The 20,210-nt window shown below is 72.7% G+C and carries 21 protein-coding genes; 10 read left to right on the forward strand and 11 right to left on the reverse strand.

What is annotated here, in order from left to right; genetic code table 11:
* Window positions 1–6: 6 nt before the first annotated feature.
* Both JNK12_22760 and JNK12_22765 read right to left on the reverse strand, forming a co-directional pair.
* Window positions 7–771, reverse strand: a complete 765-nt coding sequence (locus tag JNK12_22760) for a L,D-transpeptidase (protein ID MBL8778769.1) — start codon at window positions 769–771, stop codon at window positions 7–9.
* Window positions 772–845: 74 nt separating this feature from the next.
* Window positions 846–2,393 (reverse strand): MFS transporter, encoded by a 1,548-nt coding sequence (locus JNK12_22765; protein ID MBL8778770.1) that lies wholly within the window; start codon window positions 2,391–2,393, stop codon window positions 846–848.
* 22 nt (window positions 2,394–2,415) lie between these two features.
* Between JNK12_22765 and murA the strand changes: the two genes are divergently transcribed.
* Window positions 2,416–3,663, forward strand: coding sequence for a UDP-N-acetylglucosamine 1-carboxyvinyltransferase (murA, locus tag JNK12_22770; protein MBL8778771.1), 1,248 nt, complete (start codon window positions 2,416–2,418; stop codon window positions 3,661–3,663).
* 35 nt (window positions 3,664–3,698) lie between these two features.
* The gene (locus JNK12_22775; protein MBL8778772.1) at window positions 3,699–4,781 is read left to right on the forward strand and encodes a phytanoyl-CoA dioxygenase family protein; all 1,083 of its coding nucleotides are present in this window, start codon (window positions 3,699–3,701) and stop codon (window positions 4,779–4,781) included.
* Window positions 4,782–4,796: 15 nt separating this feature from the next.
* Here JNK12_22775 and JNK12_22780 read toward each other — a convergent pair whose 3' ends face one another.
* Complete coding sequence (locus JNK12_22780) at window positions 4,797–4,952, reverse strand: hypothetical protein (GenBank protein MBL8778773.1); 156 nt, start codon at window positions 4,950–4,952, stop codon at window positions 4,797–4,799.
* Window positions 4,953–5,108: 156 nt separating this feature from the next.
* Between JNK12_22780 and JNK12_22785 the strand changes: the two genes are divergently transcribed.
* A complete protein-coding gene (locus JNK12_22785; protein ID MBL8778774.1) occupies window positions 5,109–5,360 on the forward strand; it encodes a NifU family protein in 252 nt (83 codons plus the stop codon).
* Window positions 5,361–5,402: 42 nt separating this feature from the next.
* Here the strand turns inward: JNK12_22785 and JNK12_22790 are convergent, their stop codons facing one another.
* Entirely contained in the window at window positions 5,403–5,960 is a 558-nt protein-coding gene (locus tag JNK12_22790) for a hypothetical protein (protein MBL8778775.1), read from the reverse strand.
* A 128-nt stretch (window positions 5,961–6,088) separates the two neighbouring features.
* Between JNK12_22790 and meaB the strand changes: the two genes are divergently transcribed.
* Both meaB and JNK12_22800 read left to right on the forward strand, forming a co-directional pair.
* Window positions 6,089–7,036 (forward strand): methylmalonyl Co-A mutase-associated GTPase MeaB, encoded by a 948-nt coding sequence (gene meaB / locus JNK12_22795; protein MBL8778776.1) that lies wholly within the window; start codon window positions 6,089–6,091, stop codon window positions 7,034–7,036.
* 11 nt (window positions 7,037–7,047) lie between these two features.
* On the forward strand, window positions 7,048–7,794 hold the full coding sequence (locus JNK12_22800) for an enoyl-CoA hydratase/isomerase family protein (protein MBL8778777.1): 747 nt from the start codon (window positions 7,048–7,050) through the stop codon (window positions 7,792–7,794).
* A 550-nt stretch (window positions 7,795–8,344) separates the two neighbouring features.
* Here the strand turns inward: JNK12_22800 and JNK12_22805 are convergent.
* Complete coding sequence (locus tag JNK12_22805; protein ID MBL8778778.1) at window positions 8,345–9,769, reverse strand: MBOAT family protein; 1,425 nt, start codon at window positions 9,767–9,769, stop codon at window positions 8,345–8,347.
* A 38-nt stretch (window positions 9,770–9,807) separates the two neighbouring features.
* Window positions 9,808–12,417 (reverse strand): trehalose-phosphatase, encoded by a 2,610-nt coding sequence (otsB, locus tag JNK12_22810; protein ID MBL8778779.1) that lies wholly within the window; start codon window positions 12,415–12,417, stop codon window positions 9,808–9,810.
* A 56-nt stretch (window positions 12,418–12,473) separates the two neighbouring features.
* On the opposite strand from otsB, the gene JNK12_22815 reads away from it, so the two are divergent.
* Window positions 12,474–13,304, forward strand: a complete 831-nt coding sequence (locus JNK12_22815) for a rhomboid family intramembrane serine protease (protein ID MBL8778780.1) — start codon at window positions 12,474–12,476, stop codon at window positions 13,302–13,304.
* Window positions 13,305–13,482: 178 nt separating this feature from the next.
* The gene (locus JNK12_22820) at window positions 13,483–14,502 is read left to right on the forward strand and encodes a hypothetical protein (protein MBL8778781.1); all 1,020 of its coding nucleotides are present in this window, start codon (window positions 13,483–13,485) and stop codon (window positions 14,500–14,502) included.
* Window positions 14,503–14,591: 89 nt separating this feature from the next.
* Here JNK12_22820 and JNK12_22825 read toward each other — a convergent pair whose 3' ends face one another.
* On the reverse strand, window positions 14,592–15,032 hold the full coding sequence (locus JNK12_22825) for an SRPBCC family protein (GenBank protein ID MBL8778782.1): 441 nt from the start codon (window positions 15,030–15,032) through the stop codon (window positions 14,592–14,594).
* A 22-nt stretch (window positions 15,033–15,054) separates the two neighbouring features.
* Between JNK12_22825 and JNK12_22830 the strand changes: the two genes are divergently transcribed.
* Entirely contained in the window at window positions 15,055–15,309 is a 255-nt protein-coding gene (locus JNK12_22830; GenBank protein ID MBL8778783.1) for a NifU N-terminal domain-containing protein, read from the forward strand.
* A gap of 4 nt (window positions 15,310–15,313) precedes the next feature.
* Here JNK12_22830 and JNK12_22835 read toward each other — a convergent pair whose 3' ends face one another.
* A complete protein-coding gene (locus JNK12_22835) occupies window positions 15,314–15,952 on the reverse strand; it encodes a phosphatase PAP2 family protein (GenBank protein ID MBL8778784.1) in 639 nt (212 codons plus the stop codon).
* 22 nt (window positions 15,953–15,974) lie between these two features.
* On the opposite strand from JNK12_22835, the gene JNK12_22840 reads away from it, so the two are divergent.
* Window positions 15,975–16,226, forward strand: coding sequence for a hypothetical protein (locus tag JNK12_22840; protein ID MBL8778785.1), 252 nt, complete (start codon window positions 15,975–15,977; stop codon window positions 16,224–16,226).
* A 224-nt stretch (window positions 16,227–16,450) separates the two neighbouring features.
* On the opposite strand, the gene JNK12_22845 is transcribed toward JNK12_22840, so the two are convergent.
* Window positions 16,451–17,209, reverse strand: a complete 759-nt coding sequence (locus JNK12_22845; GenBank protein MBL8778786.1) for a class I SAM-dependent methyltransferase — start codon at window positions 17,207–17,209, stop codon at window positions 16,451–16,453.
* Window positions 17,210–17,406: 197 nt separating this feature from the next.
* Between JNK12_22845 and JNK12_22850 the strand changes: the two genes are divergently transcribed.
* Window positions 17,407–18,240: a hypothetical protein gene (locus JNK12_22850; GenBank protein MBL8778787.1), complete on the forward strand. Its 834-nt coding sequence runs from the start codon at window positions 17,407–17,409 to the stop codon at window positions 18,238–18,240.
* A 9-nt stretch (window positions 18,241–18,249) separates the two neighbouring features.
* Here the strand turns inward: JNK12_22850 and JNK12_22855 are convergent, their stop codons facing one another.
* Both JNK12_22855 and JNK12_22860 read right to left on the reverse strand, forming a co-directional pair.
* Window positions 18,250–18,933 (reverse strand): trypsin-like peptidase domain-containing protein, encoded by a 684-nt coding sequence (locus JNK12_22855; protein ID MBL8778788.1) that lies wholly within the window; start codon window positions 18,931–18,933, stop codon window positions 18,250–18,252.
* 31 nt (window positions 18,934–18,964) lie between these two features.
* Entirely contained in the window at window positions 18,965–20,128 is a 1,164-nt protein-coding gene (locus JNK12_22860; GenBank protein MBL8778789.1) for a DUF2510 domain-containing protein, read from the reverse strand.
* Window positions 20,129–20,210 lie beyond the last annotated feature (82 nt).

The following is a 20,210-nucleotide window of genomic DNA, read 5'->3' on the forward strand; positions in this document are numbered from 1 at the left end:
CGCCGGTCAGACGATGGTGACGGGCACCCCGAGGGGCAGGACGGGGACGAGCTGCTCGATGTCGGCGTTGTGCATGCGGATGCAGCCGTGGCTCACCTCGGTGCCGATGGAGGCGTCGTCGTTGGTGCCGTGGATGCCCAGTTGGCCGGGTCCGCCCGAGAAGCTCTCGAGCACCTCGGAGAACGCCGAGAGCCCGTAGGCGTAGGTGCCGTACACGCTGTCGGGGTCGGGGGGCTGGAGCAACGAGGTGGTGTAGTAGGTGCCGCCGGGGCTGGGGGTGTTGTCGGCGGCCACACCGACGGGCGCGTCGAGGATGATCTCGTCCCCCTGGAACACCTTGATGTTGAAGTCGGCGAGGGTGACAGTGATGTGGAAGTCGTGGGCCTGCAAGGTCACGTCGTCGCGCTCGATCCAGCCCGTGCTGCCGTTGGGTCGCTCGGGCAGCTCGACGTGGAGCCGGTCGCCCTGCTCGTCGAGGACGACGAAGGTGAGGGGCACGCCCGGGCCCTCGGGGGCGGTGACCTGGTGGGACGGTTCGGCGGCGTCGGCCGAGTCGTAGACGTCGACGCTCGACTCGGGCGTGGTGGCCACGGTGGTGAGGTTCGGGTCCTCGGTCGTCGAGGTGGTGGCGCCGGCGCTGGCAGGCGGCCGATCGCCCGCGGACTCAGGGGCCTCGGCGCTGGCGCAGGCCGCCAGCAGGACGGTGGCGACGAGTGCGCCGGCGAGCACGCGCCCGAGGTGGCGGGGAGCCCGGCGGTGGGGGAGCGACATCGGCGGCGATGGTACCGGTCGTCGGTCGAGCGCCGGCCCCGGCCCGTCGTCACCTCTGACGTCGGGCGGTCGTGTCAGTACCCGCTGGCGTCGAGCTCGGGCGTGTCGACCTGGTCCTCGGGGTTGATCTCCTCGAGCTCGAGGTGGGCGGTCTCGGGGTAGGCCGTGATGATGAGGACGGCGAGGATGGCCGGCCCGATGGCGAGCAGGGCCATGGCCGGCCCGAAGGTGCCGAAGTGGTCCGACAGCGAGCCGGCGATGAGCAACCCGGCACTGCTGCCGATGACGCCGACGGCCGAGATGACGCCGTTGGTGCGGCCGCGGCTCGTCGTGGGGAACAGCTCGGGGCCGTAGACCCCCAGCGCCGGCACGGCGGCGGCACCCACGATCGAGCCGATCGCCGACGCGATCCAGATCCCCCAGCCGGTGGTGAGGTACATCACCACGGTGAGCCCGACGCCACCGGCCACGGCGATGGCCCCGACCTGGCGGCGGCCACGGAGGTCGGCGAGGTGCCCGCCGACGAGCACGCCGATGCCCCCGGGCGTGGCCGTGGCGAGCGTGAACAGCGAGATCTGGAGGGCCGAGAAGCCGTGCTCGGAGCGCAGGAACTCGTTCTGGAACTGCGACGCCGGGGCGGTGAAGATGGCCAGCAGGAAGCCCGACGCGGCCAGGAGCGCCACTCGCCGGGGGTGGGCCTTCGTCGGGGCGCGCTCGTGGGCGACCTCGTACCGGTGGCTCTCGGGGAGGTCCCGGCGGATGTACAGCGCGAGGACGATGCCGAGCACGGGGATGACGTACAGAGCCCGCCAGGCCGAGACGCCGAGGTCGGCGAGCGGGAGGAACCAGACCGCCATGCCCGCCCCCAACGCGGCGGTCATGGCCAACACGCTGATGGCGTAGGCCCGGGAGCCGGCGGGCATCTCCTCGGCGGCCACCACGGCCACGAGCAGAGCGAGCGCGGTGGCGAAGCCGCGGGCCACGGTCTGCGTCGCGCCCAGCCACACGAGGTTGGGGGCGAGGGCGCCCACCATGGTGGCGGCGCAGCCGGCCACTGCGGAGAAGATGAGCATCCGCCGGCGCCCGCGCCGGTCGGCCAGTGCCATGACCGCGAGCGAGAAGACGACGCCGATGCGCACGGCGGCGAGGGCGCCGCCCTGGGCCCGGTCGTCGGCCCCGAACTCGTCGGCGGCGAAGGTGATGGTCTGGGTGATCAGGGTGCCCAGGTAGCCGCTGATCATCACGAGCGCGCAGAGCATGCTCAACACCGAGGCCTCGCGGGCGCCGAAGCGGTCGGGCGGCGCCCACCAGGGGGCCTTGGCGCCCGGGGGGCGGCGGTGGCGCAGCGTGCGCTTGACCAAGGGGTTGAACAGCACCTGCCAGGCCCCGATGGCCAGGGCGAAGTCGGTGGTCTCGGTGAGGACCACGGTGCCGTCCGCCTCGGTCGTCTCGTCGACGGCGCGGTGGTACACGGCGAACGGGCCCGACGCGGCCCGGTAGCCGCCGGCGGGGTCGGCCTCCTCGAGCACGAGGTCGTCGCGTGGGGTCAACACGCGGGCGCGCTCGGCGGGGTCGGCGTCGGCGCCGAAGCGGTGCACGGTCACGACCTGCTTGGGCGCCACCATCGGAAAGTAGCGTGGGGGCATGCGCCTCGTGGTCCGCCCGAGCGGCCCGCTCTCCGGGGTCGTCCCCATCAGCGGGGCGAAGAACTCCGTCCTCAAGATCATGGCGGCCACGACGCTGGCCTCCGGGCGCTTCACCCTGCGCAACGTGCCGGCCATCGCCGACGTGGCGTGGACGGGTGAGCTGCTCACCGAGATGGGCATGACCGTGCGCCACGAGGGCGACGTCCTGACCATCGACTCGCCCCCCGACCTGATCCCCGAGGCCCCGTACGAGTTGGTCGAGCGCATGCGGGCGTCGATCGTCGTGCTCGGGCCGCTGCTGGCCCGGTTCGGGCACGCCCGGGTGGCACTCCCGGGCGGCGACGACTTCGGCCCCCGCCCCATCGACATGCACCTCCGCGCGCTCGAGGCGCTCGGGGCCGAGTTCACGATGGCCCACGGCTACGTGGAGGGTCGCGCCGACCGGCTCCTCGGCACCCGCATCCTGCTCGACTTCCCGAGCGTGGGGGCCACCGAGAACGCCTTGATGGCGGCGGTGCTGGCCAAGGGCACGACCATCATCGACAATGCCGCGCGCGAGCCCGAGATCGCCGACCTCGCCGCGTGCCTCAACCGCATGGGCGCCCAGATCATCGGGGCCGGCACCTCCACCATCGCCATCGAGGGCGTCGAGGAGCTGGTGCCGGTCGAGCACACCATCGTCCCGGACCGGATCGAGGCCGCCACCTACCTCGCCGCCGTCGGCGTGGCGGGCGGCGAGATCACCCTCGAGGGCGCTCGCCCCGACCACATGACGATGCTGATCCAGAAGCTGGGCGAGATGGGCATGCGCATCTCGCCCGACCCCGACGGGATCTGGGCGCTGCGCCGCGATCGCCTGCGGTCGGTCGACGTCTCCACCCTGCCGTACCCGGGCCTGGCCACCGATTACAAGCCGTTCCTGGTGGTCCTCCTCGCCTTCGCCGACGGGGTGGGGATCGTCACCGAGAACCTCTTCTCGGGCCGCTTCCGCTACGTCGACGAGCTCGTGCGCATGGGCGCCGACATCCGCACCGAGAGCCACCACGCCGTGGTGCGCGGCCTCGACCGGCTGTCCGGTGCGCCGGTGCGGGCGCCCGACATCCGGGCCGGCGCCGCGCTGGCCATCGCCGGCCTCGGCGCCGAGGGCGAGACCGTCGTGGCCGGCGCCGAGCACATCGACCGGGGCTACGAGCGCTTCGTCGAGAAGCTCCGTGCCATCGGCGCCGACATCGAGGCGGTCCCCTGATCTCGTCGCGGTGATCGCGTAGTAGCTTCGCCTCGGTGTCCACCCCCTCCGTGCGCCGGACCTTCCTCGACGACGAGCGCCAGGAGCAGTTCGCCCGGGACGGGTACGTCGTCATGCCGCTGCTCACCGAGGACGACATCGCGTACTTCGAGCAGCTGATCGACGAGCTGTACTCGCAGCCGGAGGAGTACTTCTACACCTCCGCGGAGAACTTCTACACCTCGGCGCAGAACCGGCCGGCGGATCCCAACTTCCTCAAGGTGCACGAGGCCGTGGTCGAGCGCTTCCAGGCGCGGATCGACGAGGTCTTCGACCGACACCTCATTCGGCACGGCTACGTGATGTCCAAGCCGCCGCACAGCGTGCTCGGCGTCCCACTGCACCAGGACGAGGCCTTCGTGAACGAGCCCGAGGTCCGCGGGGTCCTGATCTGGTGCCCGCTGGTGGACACCACGCTCGAGAACGGTTGGCTCAACGTGCTCCCGGGCTCGCACCGACTGTTGGAGATCGACCGCCCGACCGGTCATCCCCCTTGGCCGTTCCGCCCGGTCGAGGACCGGCTGTACAACCACCTCGTGCCCCTCGAGGTGCGGGCCGGGGACGTGGTCGCCTACGACGGCGCCCTCATCCACGCCTCACCGCCCAACCGCTCGGATGCCGTCCGCCCCGTCGTCGGCATCGGCCTCACGCCCGCGGAGGTCCAGCTGCACTGCGACTTCTACGTCGAGGAAGAGGACCGGGTGGACCGCTACTACGTCACCCCGGAGTTCTACATCCGCCACGAGCTCGGCGTGCAGCCGACCGCGATGTACGAGCGGGTCGAGCCTCGTGCCTGGGACCCACCCACCGTCACCGAGGCCGACATCGACGGTTGGTACGGGCCCGACCCCGGGCGCTCCCCGGAGTGGGAGCCCTTCATGACGCCCGACTGGGACCCGTCCCACCGCGAGCAGTTCACCCCTCCTGACGAGTCCTCCGCGGCCGTTGGCGACCCGCTGGCCGACAACGCCGATGCGGAGCCGGTCGAGTCGGCCCCTGCGCCGGGCCCGACCAGTGCCTACCGACGGGCCCGACGCCTCGCCGGGCGGGTGAAGCGCCGGGTCACCGGGGCGCACTGAGGCCGTCGGGGCGACTCAGTCCGCGTCGGGTGCGGTGGCGTCCCGCTCCGCCTGGAGGCGGGCGGCGCGGCGGTTGGCCATCCAGAGGATCCAGGCGAACAGGGCGATGGGGACGGCCACCACGAGCGCCTCGTCCCAGCCGCCCTGGTGCGCCAGGATCGTCGCCTCCATCACCCGGCGAGCGTAGGCGGGCGCCCGCCGCGTTCCCGACCTGGCGCCGACGGGAACACGCTCGCCCGCTTCGGGGTTTGCACGGCCATGACCGGTAGAATGGCCACCGTGGACGACCAGGCGACCGTCGAGCGCGACGGCGACACCGACAGCGACATCGACGACCGCCTCCGCGCCACCATCGAGGCCATCCGCCCCGCGGTGCAGGCCGACGGCGGCGACATCTTCTTCCACGGGATCGACGACCGCGGGGTGGTCACCGTCGAGCTGGTGGGGGCGTGCGTGAGCTGCCCGGCGTCGACCCTGACTCTCAAGGCGGGCGTCGAGCGCATCTTGAAGGACCGGGTGCCCGGGGTGACGAGCGTGATCAGCCTCGGCGAGAACGACGAGACCGTCGTCTCGCTGTAACGCCCTCGTGGAGCGCTCTCTGCGCTCCGTTCGCTCCGGTGGTCAGGAGCGCTTGACCACGATGCGGGCCACGTCGACCGGGTCGTCCGGTCCCTTGGCGTTGATGCGCACCGACAGGTCGCAGGTGAGCTTCGCCCCCGCCGGCGCGCCCGGCTTGATCTTGATCAGGACCCGGTAGGTCTCGCTCTGGCCGGGGTTGCGCCCCACGGCGAGCGCCCCGTTCACGATGGTGTCGGTGATGTTGATGTCGGGCACGAGCGGGTCGTTGTCGATCACGAAGTACTTGACGGTGAAGTTGGCGTTGCCGGCGCAGCCCTGGGGGGTGAGGAACTGCACCGCATCGGAGTCGTTCTGCATCCGGAACCGGTAGGCGAGCGTGGCGCCGGCGGGCGCCGACCGTCGGCGGGTCTGACCGCTGGCGGTGGTGTTGTAGACGTTGTTGCCGATCGTGTCGGAGTTGTCCGGCAACCGGGTCATCGCGTCCGGCTGCACGACCCCGGCCTCGGGCTCCGCGGCGCCGACGGGGGTCGCTCCCGCGAGCAGCGCGAGGACGAGCCCTGCGCCCACCACCCACCGCCGCACCACACCGCTCGTCGCCATCGCCGCCCCTCCTCGTCGCCGTCGGCGGCGATGCTAGGGGACGGTGGGGCGCCGCGCTCTGCCGCGGGCACGGGTTCCGGCGACGGACTGGCGGCTGGCCGGCGTGGCCCGCCTACCCTCGGGGCCGCATGAGGAACGACCCGAACGCCCTCGTGGCCAGCGCCCGCGAGGGCAACCGCACCGCGCTGGCCCGTCTGCTCTCCCTCGTGGAACGCGGCGGCGCCGCGGCGCGTGAGGTCGGCCGCCTGACCCACCCCCTGGGTGGGTCCGCTCGCACCATCGGCCTCACCGGAGCGCCGGGTGCCGGCAAGTCCACCCTGACGAGCGCCCTCGTCGGTGCCATCCGGGCCGACGGGCTGGACGTCGCCGTCCTCGCCATCGACCCGTCGTCACCGTTCTCCGGCGGCGCGATCCTCGGCGACCGTGTGCGCATGGGCGAGCACGCCCTCGACGACGGGGTGTTCATCCGCTCGATGGCCACCCGGGGCCACCTCGGGGGCCTGGCCCTCGCCACCCCCGAGGCCATCCGGGTGCTCGACGCCACGGGTCACGAGCGCATCCTCGTGGAGACCGTCGGCGTGGGCCAGGTGGAGGTCGAGGTGGCCTCGTCGGCCGACAGCACGGTCGTGGTGGTGAACCCGGGTTGGGGTGACGAGGTGCAGGCGGCCAAGGCCGGCCTGCTCGAGATCGCCGACGTGTTCGTCGTGAACAAGGCCGACCGCCCCGGCGCCGCCGACACCCGCCGGGACCTCGAGCAGATGCTCGAGCTCTCCGCGGCCAAGGACGGCTGGCGCCCGCCCATCATCGAGACCGTGGCGCGCGACGGCGTCGGGGTCGACGAGCTGTGGTCCGCCCTGGCCGACCACGAGGCCCACCTCGAGTCGTCGGGCCAACTGGAGCGGCGCCGGGCCGACCGCCTCGACCGGGAGCTGCGGGCCATCGTGGCCGAGCGCCTCCACGAGCGGGCCCTGGCCCTCTGCACCGGCGACGAGTGGGAGCGCCTCCACGACGACGTCCTCGCCCGCCGCGTCGACCCCTGGTCCGCCTCCGACGAGCTGCTCGACGCCGCGCGTTAGGGTCGCCGCCCATGGATGGCGCACTGGTCCGGGTCGAGCGGCGAGACGACGGGGTGGCGGTGGTCACCCTCGACAACCCCAAGGTGAACGCGCTCAGCCAGGAGCTCCTGAACGAGCTCGGCGAGGTGTTCGCGGCGCTGGGTGACGACCTGCCCGGCGCCGTGGTCGTGACCGGCGGCGAGCGCCTGTTCGCGGCCGGCGCCGACGTCACCCAGTTCTCGGCCGATCGGGCCGCCGACATCGCCGCCACCTTCCACAGGGTGCTCGACGCCGTGGCCGCCTTCCCCCGCCCGACCATCGCCGCCATCAGCGGCTACGCCCTGGGCGGCGGCTGCGAGCTGGCCATGGCCTGCGACTTCCGCATCGCCTCGGAGAAGGCCGTGTTCGGCCAGCCCGAGATCCTGCTCGGCATCATCCCCGGGGGTGGCGGCACCCAGCGCTTGCCCCGCCTCGTCGGCGCCTCCAGGGCCAAGGACCTCATCTTCACCGGCCGCCAGGTCACCTCCGAGGAGGCGCTGTTCATCGGCCTCGCCGACGAAGTGGTCGCCCCCGAGGACCTCCACGACCGCGCCCTCGCTTTCGCCGCCGAGCTCGCCGCCGGCCCCGTCCAGGCCATCGCGCTGGCGAAGGCCGCGATCGACGGCACGACGACGGAACAGCAAGCCTTCACCGACGTCTTCCAGACCGACGACGCGAGCATCGGCGTGCAGTCCTTCCTGGAACACGGCCCCGGAAAAGCGACCTTCACGGGGCGCTGAGCGGAGCGCTCAATCCGAAGGAGCGGAGGGAGCGTTGCGCCGCCACGTCCGGTATTGCCAGTACGCAAAGGCCAAGAGGAAGGGAAAGGCGAGCAGAGCGACCAGTGCAGCCTGAGCACTACCCCAGACGAGCGCGAGCACCAGCCAGACGATCACTATCGCGAGGGGTGGGGTCCACCACCACCGCACGGGCCCTCGAGACCACCAACGAACACGCGGCCACTCCTCGAACGGAGGAACCACTGTCGACGGGGTCATCTGCGGACGGCCTCCACCCAACGAACGATAGGGCGGCTACCCCCCTGCAAGGAGGAAGATGTGTCGCCCGGGACGGCGCTCCGATCGAAGTGCGAGAGGACGAGACCCTCGCCGCGGCGGGGGTTTGCGGGTGGGGCGATGGACGCGAGGTCAGTCAGCCCCGGGGGGTGACGCCGGAACGGCTTCGGGCCACGCGCAGCGAGGAACGAGCGAGCATGGCCCGAAACGGAATCCGGCGGCAGGACCCGCCGGGGCGGGCCAAGGGAGAGCGGCCGTCAAGGGTGGGGGATGGCTAGAACTGGAAGTAGATGAACGGCACCGCCTCGCCGCCGCTGAACAAGATGATGCCGAGGATGAACGCCCCGTAGAGCAGGCCCTGCGTCACCGGGCGGAGGGCGAGCATGGGGGTGTGGGTCCCGCGGTTGCGCTGGGCGAGGTCGATGGCGAGGCTGATCGCGGCCACGATGGCGAGCAGGGGCACGAAGCCGGCGGTGACGGCGCCGCCTTGGAACGTGAAGATCCCGCGGATCACCTCGAAGGCCTCGGTGAAGTTCTGGGCCCGGAAGAAGATCCAGGCGAAGCAGACGAACTGGAAGCAGATGATGGCGGGGACGACGTCGGCCCACGTGAAGCGGCCCGGCCGGTTGTGCTCGCCGACGGTGTCGGTCCGCTCCTGGTAGTAGCGGTGGACGCACAGGTAGAGGCCGTGGAGGCCGCCCCAGACCACGAACGTCCAGGCGGCGCCGTGCCAGAGCCCGCCGATGAGCATGGTCAGCATCAGGTTGCGGTAGGTCTTGGACCGCTTGCCCCGGTTGCCGCCGAGGGGGATGTAGAGGTAGTCCCGCAGCCAGTTGGAGAGCGAGATGTGCCACGTCCGCCAGAACACCGTCGGGTTGCGTGAGAGGTAGGGCTGCTCGAAGTTGATGGGCAGCTCGATGCCGAGCAGGCGCGACGACCCCCGGGCGACGTCGGAGTAGCCCGCGAAGTCGCCGTAGATCTGGAGGGCGAAGCCCCACGTCGCCGCGGTGAGGGTGATCCAGGACTGGTCGCCGGGGTTGGCGAAGGCCTCGTTGACGTAGGGCGCGATGGCGTCGGCGATCACGACCTTCTTGAACAGGCCCATGAGGATGAGGGCGAGCCCCGACTGCACCTGGTCGACCCGCAGACGCGGCCGCTCGTGCTCGAACTGGGGCAGCTGGATGTGGGCCCGCCCGATGGGCCCGGCCACGAGCTGGGGGAAGTACGCCACGAAGACGGCGAAGTCGAGGGCGTTGCGGGCGGGCTCGATGTCACGTCGGTAGACGTCGAACGTGTACGAGATCCCGTGGAACGTGTAGAAGCTGATGCCCACCGGCAGCAGGATCCGCAGGGTCGGCTCGTTGGCCTGGATGCCGAGCGAGTCGAAGAGGTCGACGGCCGAGCCGATGAAGAAGTTGAAGTACTTGAAGAAGCCGAGGACGACGAGGTTGAGCCCGAGGCTGAGGGCGAAGGCCCGCTTGCGCTTGCGATCGTCCTCGGTTGCGTCGAGGTAGCGGCCCACGAGGTAGTCCACGGCGGTGGTGAGCCACATCAGGCCGAGGAAGCGCCAGTCCCACAGCCCGTAGAAGAGCCAGGACGCGCCGAGCAGCAGGATGTTCTGGTTGCGGCGGCCCAGCTGCCAGTAGATGACGAACACCACCGGCAGGAACAGCGCGTATTGGAGGGAGTTGAAGACCACGGGCGCTCAGGAGGGGTGGGTGGGGCCGGGGAGGGCGGTCACGGCTCGGCGAGAGTGAGGGCGTTGTTGATCAGGCCCAGGTGAGAGTACGCCTGCGGGTGGTTGCCGAGGGACCGGCCCTGCTCGGGGTCGTACTCCTCGGACAACAGGCCGGTGGGCCCGGCCAGGGCGACGAGCCCGTCGAACAGGGCGCGGGCGTCGGCGGTGCGCCCCACGAGGTGGAGGGCGTCGATCAGCCACGACGTCATCAGGTGGAAGCCGCCTTCGGCCCCGGGAAGGCCGTCGTCGGCGCGGTAGCGGTAGACGGTGGGGCCGTCGCGCAGCTCGCGTTCGACCGCGGCGACCGTGGCGAGGAAGCGGGGGTCGTCGGCGGGAAGCAGCCCGGAGAGGCCGATGACGAGCACCGATGCGTCGAGGTCGGTGCCGTCGTAGGCGGCGGTGAAGGCGCCCACCTCGTCCTTCCAGCCGTGCTCGAGCACGTCGGCGGCGATGGTGTCGCGCAGGGCGACCCAGTCGTGCTGGTCGGGGTCGGTGAAGTGGTCGGCCACGGCGATGGCCCGGTCGACGGTGACCCAGCACATCACCTTGGAGTGCACGTGGTGGCGGGGTGGCTTGCGGATCTCCCAGATGCCGTTGTCGGGCTCGTGCCAGCGCCGCTCGACGGCGCGCACCATGGCCTCGACGAGGCGCCAGTGCTGGGACGAGAGGGGGGCGCCGGCGTCGACGAGGCGGGCGACGAGGTCGACGATGGGCCCGAACACGTCGAGCTGCACCTGGCGCTCGGCGGCGTTGCCGACGCGCACGGGGCGGCTGCCCGCGTAGCCGGCCAGCTCGGCGATCTCGGCCTCGGGGGGCAGGTGGCGGCCGGTGACGAGGTAGAGGGGATGAAGGCGCTCGGGGTCGTCGCGCTGCTCGAGGATGCGCAGCACCCAGTCGAGGAAGGCCATGGCCTCGTCGTCGCTGCCGAGGCGGACGAGGGCGGCGGCGGAGAGGGCGGCGTCGCGCAGCCAGCAGTAGCGGTAGTCCCAGTTGCGGATGCCGCCGAGGTGCTCGGGGAGGCTGGTGGTGGGCGCCGCGAGGATGGCCCCGGTGGGCGCGTGGCACAGCCCTTTGAGGACGAGGGCGCTGCGTCGGACCATCGGGGCGGCGAGCTCGGGTGCGGTGAGGCCGTCGGCCCAGTCGGACCAGAAGCGCTCGGTGGCGAGGCGGCGGTTGGTCTCGTCGGTCGGCTCGGCCTTGAGGTTGGCGGTGCCGCAACGCAGCTCGAGCACGACGGGGCCGTCGCGCAGGTCGACCTCGGCCCGCGCGCTCTGGTGGGGGCCGTCGTCGACGATCTCCCACTCGACCCCCGGGGCGCGCAGCACCATGAGGTCGGATGCGCCCTGCACCTCGAGGCCGTCGTCCCGACGACCGAGTCGGGTGGGGTACCGGCCGAAGTCGAGGCGGGGGGCGAACTCGATGGTGGCGCGTGCCTCGCCGCCGCCGTCGGTGGCCTCGAGCACCCGGATCAGGTCGCTGCGGCCGGCGAGGCGGCCGGGCCGCCCGCCGGAGCAGTCCAGGTAGTCGGTGACGGTGAACCCGGGCCACGAGGTCTCGAGCACCAGGGTGTCGCCGACGTACCGCTGGCCCGAGGAGGGGCCGCCGCCGACGGGCCCGACCCGGAAGGTGCCGGCGCCCGGCCCGCCCACGAGCTCGGCGAAGACGGCGGCCGAGTCGATGCGGGGGACGCACCACCAGACCACGCCGGCGTCGGGGGCGACCATGGCGGCGGTGCGCAGGTCGCTGAGCATGGAGTGGGCCTCGATCGGCACGACGCCGGCGCCGGCCAGCCAGGCGGCGCGCTGCTCGTTGAGCTGGGCCAGCACCTTGGCCACGGCCACGGTGCCGCCGACGCGGAACTCGGCCATGGTCGGGGCGTCGCCCACCTTCACGCCGACGTCGGGGCCGGCGAGGGTGGCGAAGGCGTCCTCGTCGGTGAGGTCGTCGCCGAGGTAGAGGACGGTCGAGGCGCCGACGCGGTGGCGGATGTCCTCGAGGGCCCGGCCCTTGTCGGTCGGGATGAGGGCGAGCTCGACGACCTGGTTCAGGTGGCGCACGTGCACGCCCTCGAGGGCGCCGGGGCCCGCCTCGATCTCGGCCAGGCAGGCGGGGACGGCATCGGGCGCCACCGTGCGGTAGTGGAACGCCACGGCGGCGGGCTTGGGCTCGACGATGGCGCCCTCGGTCCGCAGGGCGATGGACCGCAGCGCGGTCTCGACGTCGGCGCGCAGGGCGGTGGTCTCGGGGCTGAGGCCGGCGTCGAAGCCGATGTCGAACTCGGTGCCGTGGCTGCCCACCAGGTGGATCTCCTGGGGCATGCGGCTGAGGGTGGCGAGGTCGCGCAGCGAGCGGCCCGAGATCACGGCGACATGGGTCTGGGGGAGCAGCGCCAGCGACCGCATGGCGACCACGGTCTCGCGGTAGGGGAGCGCGGCCATGGGGTCGTCCACGAGCGGGGCGACCGTGCCGTCGTAGTCGCAGGCCACGAGAAGCTGGGGGGCGCGGGCGAGCTGCGCGACGCGCGCCGCGAGGGCATCGGCGCCCGTGGCCGCGCTCGTCGAGGTCGCCGCGGGCGCGGGCCGCTCGTTCTCGTGGTGCTCCTGGTGCACGGGTTGGGGCTCCTCGCCGCGGTTTCGCCGACCGTCTCGGCCGATAGGTTCGCAGAGTGCCCACCGAGGTGACCACCTGCTACCGCCATCCCGGGGTCCGGGCCGGCGTGTCGTGCCAGCGGTGCGACCGTCCGATCTGCCCGCAGTGCATGGTCCAGGCGTCCGTCGGGTTCCAGTGCCCCGAGTGTGCCAAGCAGGGTCGTCAGCGGGTCTACCACGGGCAGGCGGCTCTGGCGCCGGCCCGCCCGGTCGTCACGCAGGTGCTCATCGCCATCAACGTCGTGGTCTACGTGGTGGGCCTCGGCCTCCACGGCGCCAACGACCTCACCCGCCAGGGCGGCCTCGTCGGCGAGGGCACCTTCGACGGCATCACGGTCGTCGGTGTGGCCGCCGGCGAGTGGTACCGCATCGTCACCTCGGGGTTCCTGCACGCGGACTTCCTGCACCTCGCGTTCAACATGTTCATGCTCTGGGTGCTCGGCTCGATGCTCGAGCCGAGCATGGGCAAGTGGCCGTTCCTGGCCACCTACTTCATGTCGTTGATCGCCGGGTCGCTGGGCGTGCTCATCCTCGACCCCAACATCGTCACGGTGGGGGCGTCGGGCGCGGTGTTCGGGCTCATGGGCGCCGCCATCATCGGCCAGCGGGCCAACGGCATCAGCCCGTGGCAGACCGGCATCGGCGGCCTGCTCGTCATCAACCTGGCCATCACCTTCCTCGTCCCCGGCATCTCCATCGGGGGCCACGTCGGCGGCCTGCTCGGCGGCATGGCCGCCGGGTTCATCCTCTTGGTGCTGCGGCGCTCCCTGCCCTCCGAGGCGGCCGCCGTCGGCCTCTGCGTCGCCCTCACGGCGGCGATGGCCTTCGCCTGCGTCGCCGTCGCCTGACCCGACGCGCGGACGTCGGCGCCCAACGCGCTCCTGCGCCTCTCACCACTCACGCAGACCGTTCTGCCAGCACGAGCCTGTTCTGGGGGACCGCTTCCGTGCTGGCAGAACGGAGAGCGTGGGGTCGGATTAATTCGTAAACACTTGAAAACTACTGAAATAGCGCGAAAGTGGTCCCATGCTCGAATGGGAAGCTCGCTTCATCGCGACCGCCGCGCAGAACGATGGGCTTGTGGGCAAGTACCACCTCCCCGAGCTCGGCCTCGACTGGGACGCATGGTGGCGTGCTCGTCGCAGCGGCCGATGGTTGCCGGAGGGCGATCGGGTTCTGCGGTCGGCGTCGGCCCCGCAGACCGATGGGCAGCGCATCAGAGCCGCCGTCCTCGATGCTGCACCTGGCGCGTTCGTCCACGGCACGTCGTCGCTGGCGTGGCTTGGCATGCGTGGGTTCTCGCTGGCTGAGCTACAGGTGGCGCGCCTCCGGGGAATCTCCGGGGTGAAGCCACAACTCGCCCGGCTCCATGAGCTACGGACCGTGCGGTCGCACGACCTGATTGTCGTGCGCGGCATCCTCACCGAGACCGCGCTGCGTGCAATCTGGGCCGAGGCGGCGCGCTATGCCGCCCCGCGTCAGTTCGAGGTCGGCGCCGCCCGCATCGGCGCTCTGCTGGACCAAGCGCACCGGTTGAACCTCGTGACGTGGGCGGGGCTCCACGAGACGGTCGAAGACCTCAGCCGGCGTGGCCGCGCTGGTACCACGCTCCTACGTCACCTCGCTGCTGAGCGGCTTCCGGGCACGAGCCCGACCGAGAGCAGACTCGAGGACAGGTTCGAAGAGGTCCTGCGCGGCGGCGGGCAGCGGTTGTTCCGTCGCCAGATTCGACTCGGCGGCCATGAGCTGATCGGTCGGTGCGATTTCAGTGACGAGCTCCTGCCTCTCGCGTCTGAGATCAACAGTCTGCTGTTCCACACTGCGCCGACCGACCGGGCGAGCGACGAGCGCCGCTATCGGGCCTTGGTGGAGGCTGGCTTCACCGTCGTCGTGATCTGGGAGGACGACCTCTGGCGCTCGCCACGTGCCGTGATCGAAACCGTCGAGGCCGCTCGCCGCTGTGCCCGGGCCGGCCGGCGTGTTGTGGTGCACTCGCCGAGCTGTCCGTGGCCGCACCCTAGATTCGGTGACCCGGACGCCGCGTGACCTCCGAGTGTCCTGTTCTGCCAGCACGAGCCTGTTCTGCACAACAGGATCGTGCTGGCAGAACGGAGGAATCGGGGGCCGGCGGCCGGTCAGGGGGATTCGACGAGGGACTTCAGGTTGGTGAGGTTCTTGCGCCAGATGCGTCGCAGGACGGGGGCGCCGGCGGCGGCGCCGAGCCGGCCCGCCATCCAGAGCGGGAAGTGCAGCTCCTCGGTCCAGGTGAACCGGGTGCGGCCGCCCTCGAGGGGGGTGAGCACGAACTCACCCTCGCCCTCGACGAGGCCCACGTGGCGCACGCCCATGGCCACGGCGTCCTCCCAGCGGGTGATCGCCATCTTGTCGGTGAGGCGGAAGGGGCCGACCTTGGTGTCGCAGTCGAAGGTCGTGCCCACGCCGGCGCTGGTCGACGACGTGACCCGCACGGCGACGGCGTCCTCCATCCAACGGGGGTGCGTGCGCACGTCGTCGATGGCCGCCCACACCGCCTCGGGCGGTGCGTCGATGGTCGTCTCGACACGGATGCGGGCCACGGACGGAGCGTACGGTTGCCCCATGGCCCACGCCGAACCCAGCACCACCCCGAATCCCGACGCGATGAAGTTCACGCTCGACCGCACCCTGCCGGCGATGATCAACGTGGCCAGGGGCGACGACACCGACGACCCGTTCGCCACAGCGGTGCTCGCGCTGGACGGGGTGGCGGCGGTGTTCGCCACCAACGACTTCGTGACCGTGCGCCGGACCGAGGGCGCCGACTGGGACCCCATCGTCGCGGCGGTCGTCGCGGCGGCGGCCGAGCACCTCTGAGGGGCTAGCCCCCGGCCGCCTCTTCCGCTTCCGACGCCGGCGGCAACGCGAGGTTGACCAGGCCCCCGAGTAACATGCCGAGGGCCGCCCCGCCGATCACGTCCAGGGGGAAGTGGGCGGCGACGTAGATCCGGGCGAGGGCGACGAGGCACGCCGCGGTCCAGGCGACCCAGCGGTACCGCGCCGGGAGCCACGGCACGAGGGCCGTGGCCATCGCGAAGGCGATGGTGGCGTGGCCCGAGGGGAAGCCCGCGCCGGTGATCGACGCGTAGCCGCTGCTGATGTCCAAGGTGCGGGCGTCGAGGAACTCGACCGGACGGCCGCGGCCGACCGCCTCCTTCGCGAGGCGGCTGGTGAACCAGCCGAGAACGCCGGCGACCAGCACGGCCACCGGTGCCTGCCATGGCTTGAGCAGCAGCGCCGCGCCGAGGGTGACGGCGGCGATCCCGAGGAGCGTGCCCCCGGCCATGACGGCGAGCAGTGCCGGCTCGACGGGGAACACGGCCAGCAGCGCGTTGCCGTTGATCGCCTGGACGACGCCGGCCTCGCCGACGAGCAGGCGGTCGCGTGCGGCCAGCAGGGCGGTGACCACGAACACGGCGCCCGGGAGCAGCAGGGCACGAGCGTTCCTCGAACGTGTCATACCCCCTCTGCATACTCCACCCATGCGTTGCCATCTCTGCTCCGACGGCCTCGAGCACTGCCACGAGGTCTCCATCGTGCACGCCGACGGGTTCGCCGAGTGCGGTGGTGACGGGCCCTGCCCGCTGCCCCACCACCTCCACGAGTGGCGCCTCTCCTGTGCCGAGCTCGACCCGCCGTGCCCGTGCGCCGACGCCCACGAGAGCGGCGCCGGGGGCGTCGGCGCCGACGTCGGCGTCGTGGCACACCGCGACCGGATGCCGCTCGCGGCCTGAGCAGAGCGTCTCGGGGACTCCTCGGCGCCGGTCGCGCCTCGAGGGCGGCGCTGCAGCGGCGCACCGTCGGCCCCTACCGCTCCCGGCCTGAGCAGCCCTTCGTCCTGTTCCTGGCGCCCGGGTCGCAGCCCGACGTCGGCGCCGTCGCGGCGTTCCCGGCCACCGGCGTGCGTCTGCGGGACGGCGCTTGCTCGGGCCGTCGCGGTCGAGCGGCCGACCGTGCGTCAGCGGTCGCCGGCGAGTCGGTAGGTCGAGACGTGGAGCGGGGAAGCCTCGGTGAGGGGCTCGCCCCGCCAGCCGCCCCGGCGCTCGTCCAGCACGAGGCCGGCGCCGGCGGCGAGGTCGTCGAGCTGCTCTGGTGAGGCGTAGCGAAGCGACCAGGGCCGCAGTCGCACCGGCTCACCATGGGCGAGGTCCACGAACTGGCCGGTCACGGTCTGGGCGGCGGGATCGGCCCGACTCACCGAGAGCACGACCCGGCCCGGCTCCATCGAGCGCACCGTGACGGCTTCGTGCGGATCGGGGTCGGGGTCGAACACGTTGGCCTCCACCACGAGGCGGCCCTCGGGGGCCAGCCGCGCCGCGACACCGCGGAGGCACCGCTGCTGCGCGGTCACGTCCGTGAGGTTGAACAGGGTGTTGAAGGCCGCGAACACCACGCCGAACGACGTGCCCGCGGGAGGCGCGAGGGCTTGCACGTCGGCCATGTCGCCGACCGCCACCTCGATGGCGTCACCGCCCGGCTTGGCGGCCAGCCGGGCGACCATGGCCGGTGAGGCGTCGATGCCGCTGACGGCGACCCCCGCGGCGGCGAGCGGCAGGGCGAGGCGCCCGGTGCCGATCCCCAGCTCGAGGACGGCCCGCCCGGCGGCCTGCGACGCGAGGTGGGCGACGGTGCCCTCGGTGTCGGACACGTCGGCGTACCACTCGTCGTAGACGTCGGCGAAGGCCTCGCCGTAGCTTTCCGGGCCCGCGGGGTCCATGGGCGCCAGTGTGGCCCACGGTGCCTCGGGCACCCCCGGCGCTCGGCACCGGCGGCGGGCCGCGGCCGACCGCCGTACTCATCGTCGTCGCGGGCGCCGCTGCTGTCGCCGCCGCTGCTGTCGCCGCCGCTGCTGCTGGTGTCGCCGCCGCCCGCGCTCCCCGGCCCGGACCGGGTGGGTGCGCTATCAATGGGGCCGTGGACGGCCTCGAGGTGCAGCGCCGGTTGCGGCCCATGGCCATCGGCGAGCTGCTCGACGCCTCGTTCTCCATCATGAAGGCCCGACCCCGCGCCGTCTTCGGCATCACCGCGGTCTTCGTGCTGCCGGCGCAGCTGCTCGCAGCCTTCCTCCAGCGTGACCTGCTGGCCTCGGCGTCGTTCAGCGAGATCTTCAACGACCCGTCGCTGGCGGGCGGGACCACGAGCAGCGGGTCGGGCACCGCGCTGGCGCTGCTCGCCGGCCTGCTCCCGTCGATGTCCCTGCCCTTCATCGCGGGCGCCCTCGGCCGGCTGGTGGCCGCATGGCGCGCCGGCGGCGACATGACCGCCGGAGCGGCGCTCCGGGCGGCGGCGCGGAAGTGGTGGGTGCTACTGATCGCCTGGCTGCTCACCCACCTCGCCGAGGGCCTGGCCATGCTCGCCTTCCTCTTCCCGGCGCTGCTCTTGATGGCGCTCTGGCAGGTGGCGGCGCCGGCGATCGTGGTCGAGGACCTCGGCCCGATGCAGGGCCTGCGTCGCTCGGGTCGCCTCGCGGGCACCCGGTTCTGGCCGACGGTGCTGGCGGTGCTCGCCGCCGGATTCGTGCACTACGTGCTCAACGCGATGCTCCCCCTCGTCTTCCAGCTGGTGGCGACCGCGCTGGGCGACAGCGGTGGGTGGGTGGTCCTGGCGGTCGGCACCACGGCGACCAGCCTCGTCACCACGGCCTTCCTCGCCGGCTTCGCCGTCGCGCTCTATCTCGACCTGCGGGTGCGGAGCGAGGGCCTCGACCTGCAGCTCGACGCCGACCAGCACTTCGCCGCCACCCCGTAGGGGCGCGGGTCAGCAGTCGGGGGCGCCATCCAGCGCCTCGTCGGAGGTCAGGGCGTCCCGGAGGGTGCTGACGGGCACGACGAGCCCGTACCCCGTGGCGATCTCGATGGCATAGACGACGCCGGCGACGTTGCCGTCCTCGTCGATGAGCGGGCCCCCGGAGTTGCCGGGCACCACGTGGACGTCGACCCGCATGATGAGCCCGCCGTTGCCGAGCCGGTCGTCCACCACGTAGTCGACGACCTCGCCCTGGGTGACGGCCTGGGGTCCGCCGAGGGCGTAGCCGACCGCCTGCACGGCGGCGCCGGGCTCGGGGTCGTCGGCGGCCATCTCGATGGCCTCACCGACCCCCGACTCCACCCGCACGATCGAGAGGTCGGCCGACGTGCCGATGGCGACCACCGCAGGGTTGAGGCGCCGGCCGTCCCAGGTCTCCAGCTCGAGGCTGCCGAACCCCTCCACGACGTGGCGGTTGGTGACCAACGTGTGCTCGTCGAGCAGGAAGCCGGTCCCGACTCCGAGCCCGCCGGCACACGGGATGTTGCGGATGCGCACCGTCACGTTGCGTCCTGCCCGTGCGGCCTGGCGCTCGGTCAGCGGCGGCGGGCTGGCGAAGGGCTCGTCCGGCGGCGGCATCGGCCCCGGGAGGTTGGCGCAGCCCGTGACCCCCACCGCGAGGAGGGAGGCGACCACGATCCCGAGCGTTCGGCGGGACGGGCGCACGTCAGGGGGCCAGCTCGTAGCCGAGCGAGTTGAGCGCGTCGTTCAGCAGCCGGTTCTCGTCGGTGAGGGCGGCGTTGTCGGCGGCCAGGTCTTCGATCTGGCGCTGCTGCTCCGCGTTCTCCTCGTTGAGCTCCCGGTTGCGGCCCCGGGACCGGCCGATGCGGGCGATGGCCTCGTCCCGCTCGTTGGCGTGGTCGCCCGCCCGCTCCTCCCACTGCTCGGCCCGCCGCTGCCACGCCTCCTGAGCGTCGTAGGAGCGGGCCGCGGACGCCCAGGCGAGCCCCAGTCCCACCACGAGCACGACGAGGGCGACGCCGGCGACGGCCAGCACCTTGACGCCGCCGATCCTGGTCAGGACGCTCGTCCCGGCGTCGGCGCCGTCGGCCGGTGGTGGGGCCTGGGGCGGGGTCCCGGCGCCCGCAGACTCGCGGGAGCGGCCCCATCGGCGGGCCGGGGAGGGGCCCGCAGCCCCGCCGGGGGCATGGTCGGCCGCCGGGTGCACGGCCGGCGTCGGTGTGGCCTCGGGCTCGGACCCCCGGTGGACGGGAGCGCGCGGTCCCATCACCGCCGCGGGGGAGATGTCGAAGCGCTCGACCGGCTGCTCCTCGACCGACCGGGTGTCGACCACCGCCTTGCCGGTGCGCTCGACTTCGGTCGCCGCCGGCTGCGGTGTCATGCCGAGCGGTGCGCCCGCCGGCGCCATGGGGCCGTCCGGGCCCGTGGGTGCGGCGGGTGCGGCAGACGCGGCGGGCGGAATGAGGCCGAGCGGTGCGCCGGCCGGCGGGACCGGGGCGTCCGGCGCAGCGGAGGACGTGGGAGCAGGGCGCGGGTCGGGCGTCGGCGCCGTCGTGGGGGCAGAGGCACCCGAGGGGGTGGGGGTGGCAGTCGTTTGTGCCGCGGGGCCTTGGCCGACGGGTGCGGACGACGAGGGGGCCGACCGGGCGCCGGCGGCGGCCATCGCCTCGGCCCACCCCCGGTCGATCCCCACCTGGCGCTCGGCGTTCACCACGTTGGCGGTCCATTGTGCGCCGTCCCAGTACCGCAGGGGGAAGCGGCCGACCGGGTCGGGATGCCAGGCGGGGGGCGATGCGGCAGCGGCGCCGGCCGCAGGGGTCGCGCCTGCGCCTCCGCCCGCGGTGAGGCGCTGGTCGGTGGAAACGGTCACCGGATCTCCTCGGGTGTGCTGGCGTGCCCATCGGATGGGCGCGCCGCGAACTGAGGGTCCGGGGCGGGTCAGGGGGTGGACC

Source organism: Acidimicrobiales bacterium, from assembly GCA_016794585.1.
Classification (GTDB): Bacteria; Actinomycetota; Acidimicrobiia; order Acidimicrobiales; family DATDAH01; genus JAEUJM01.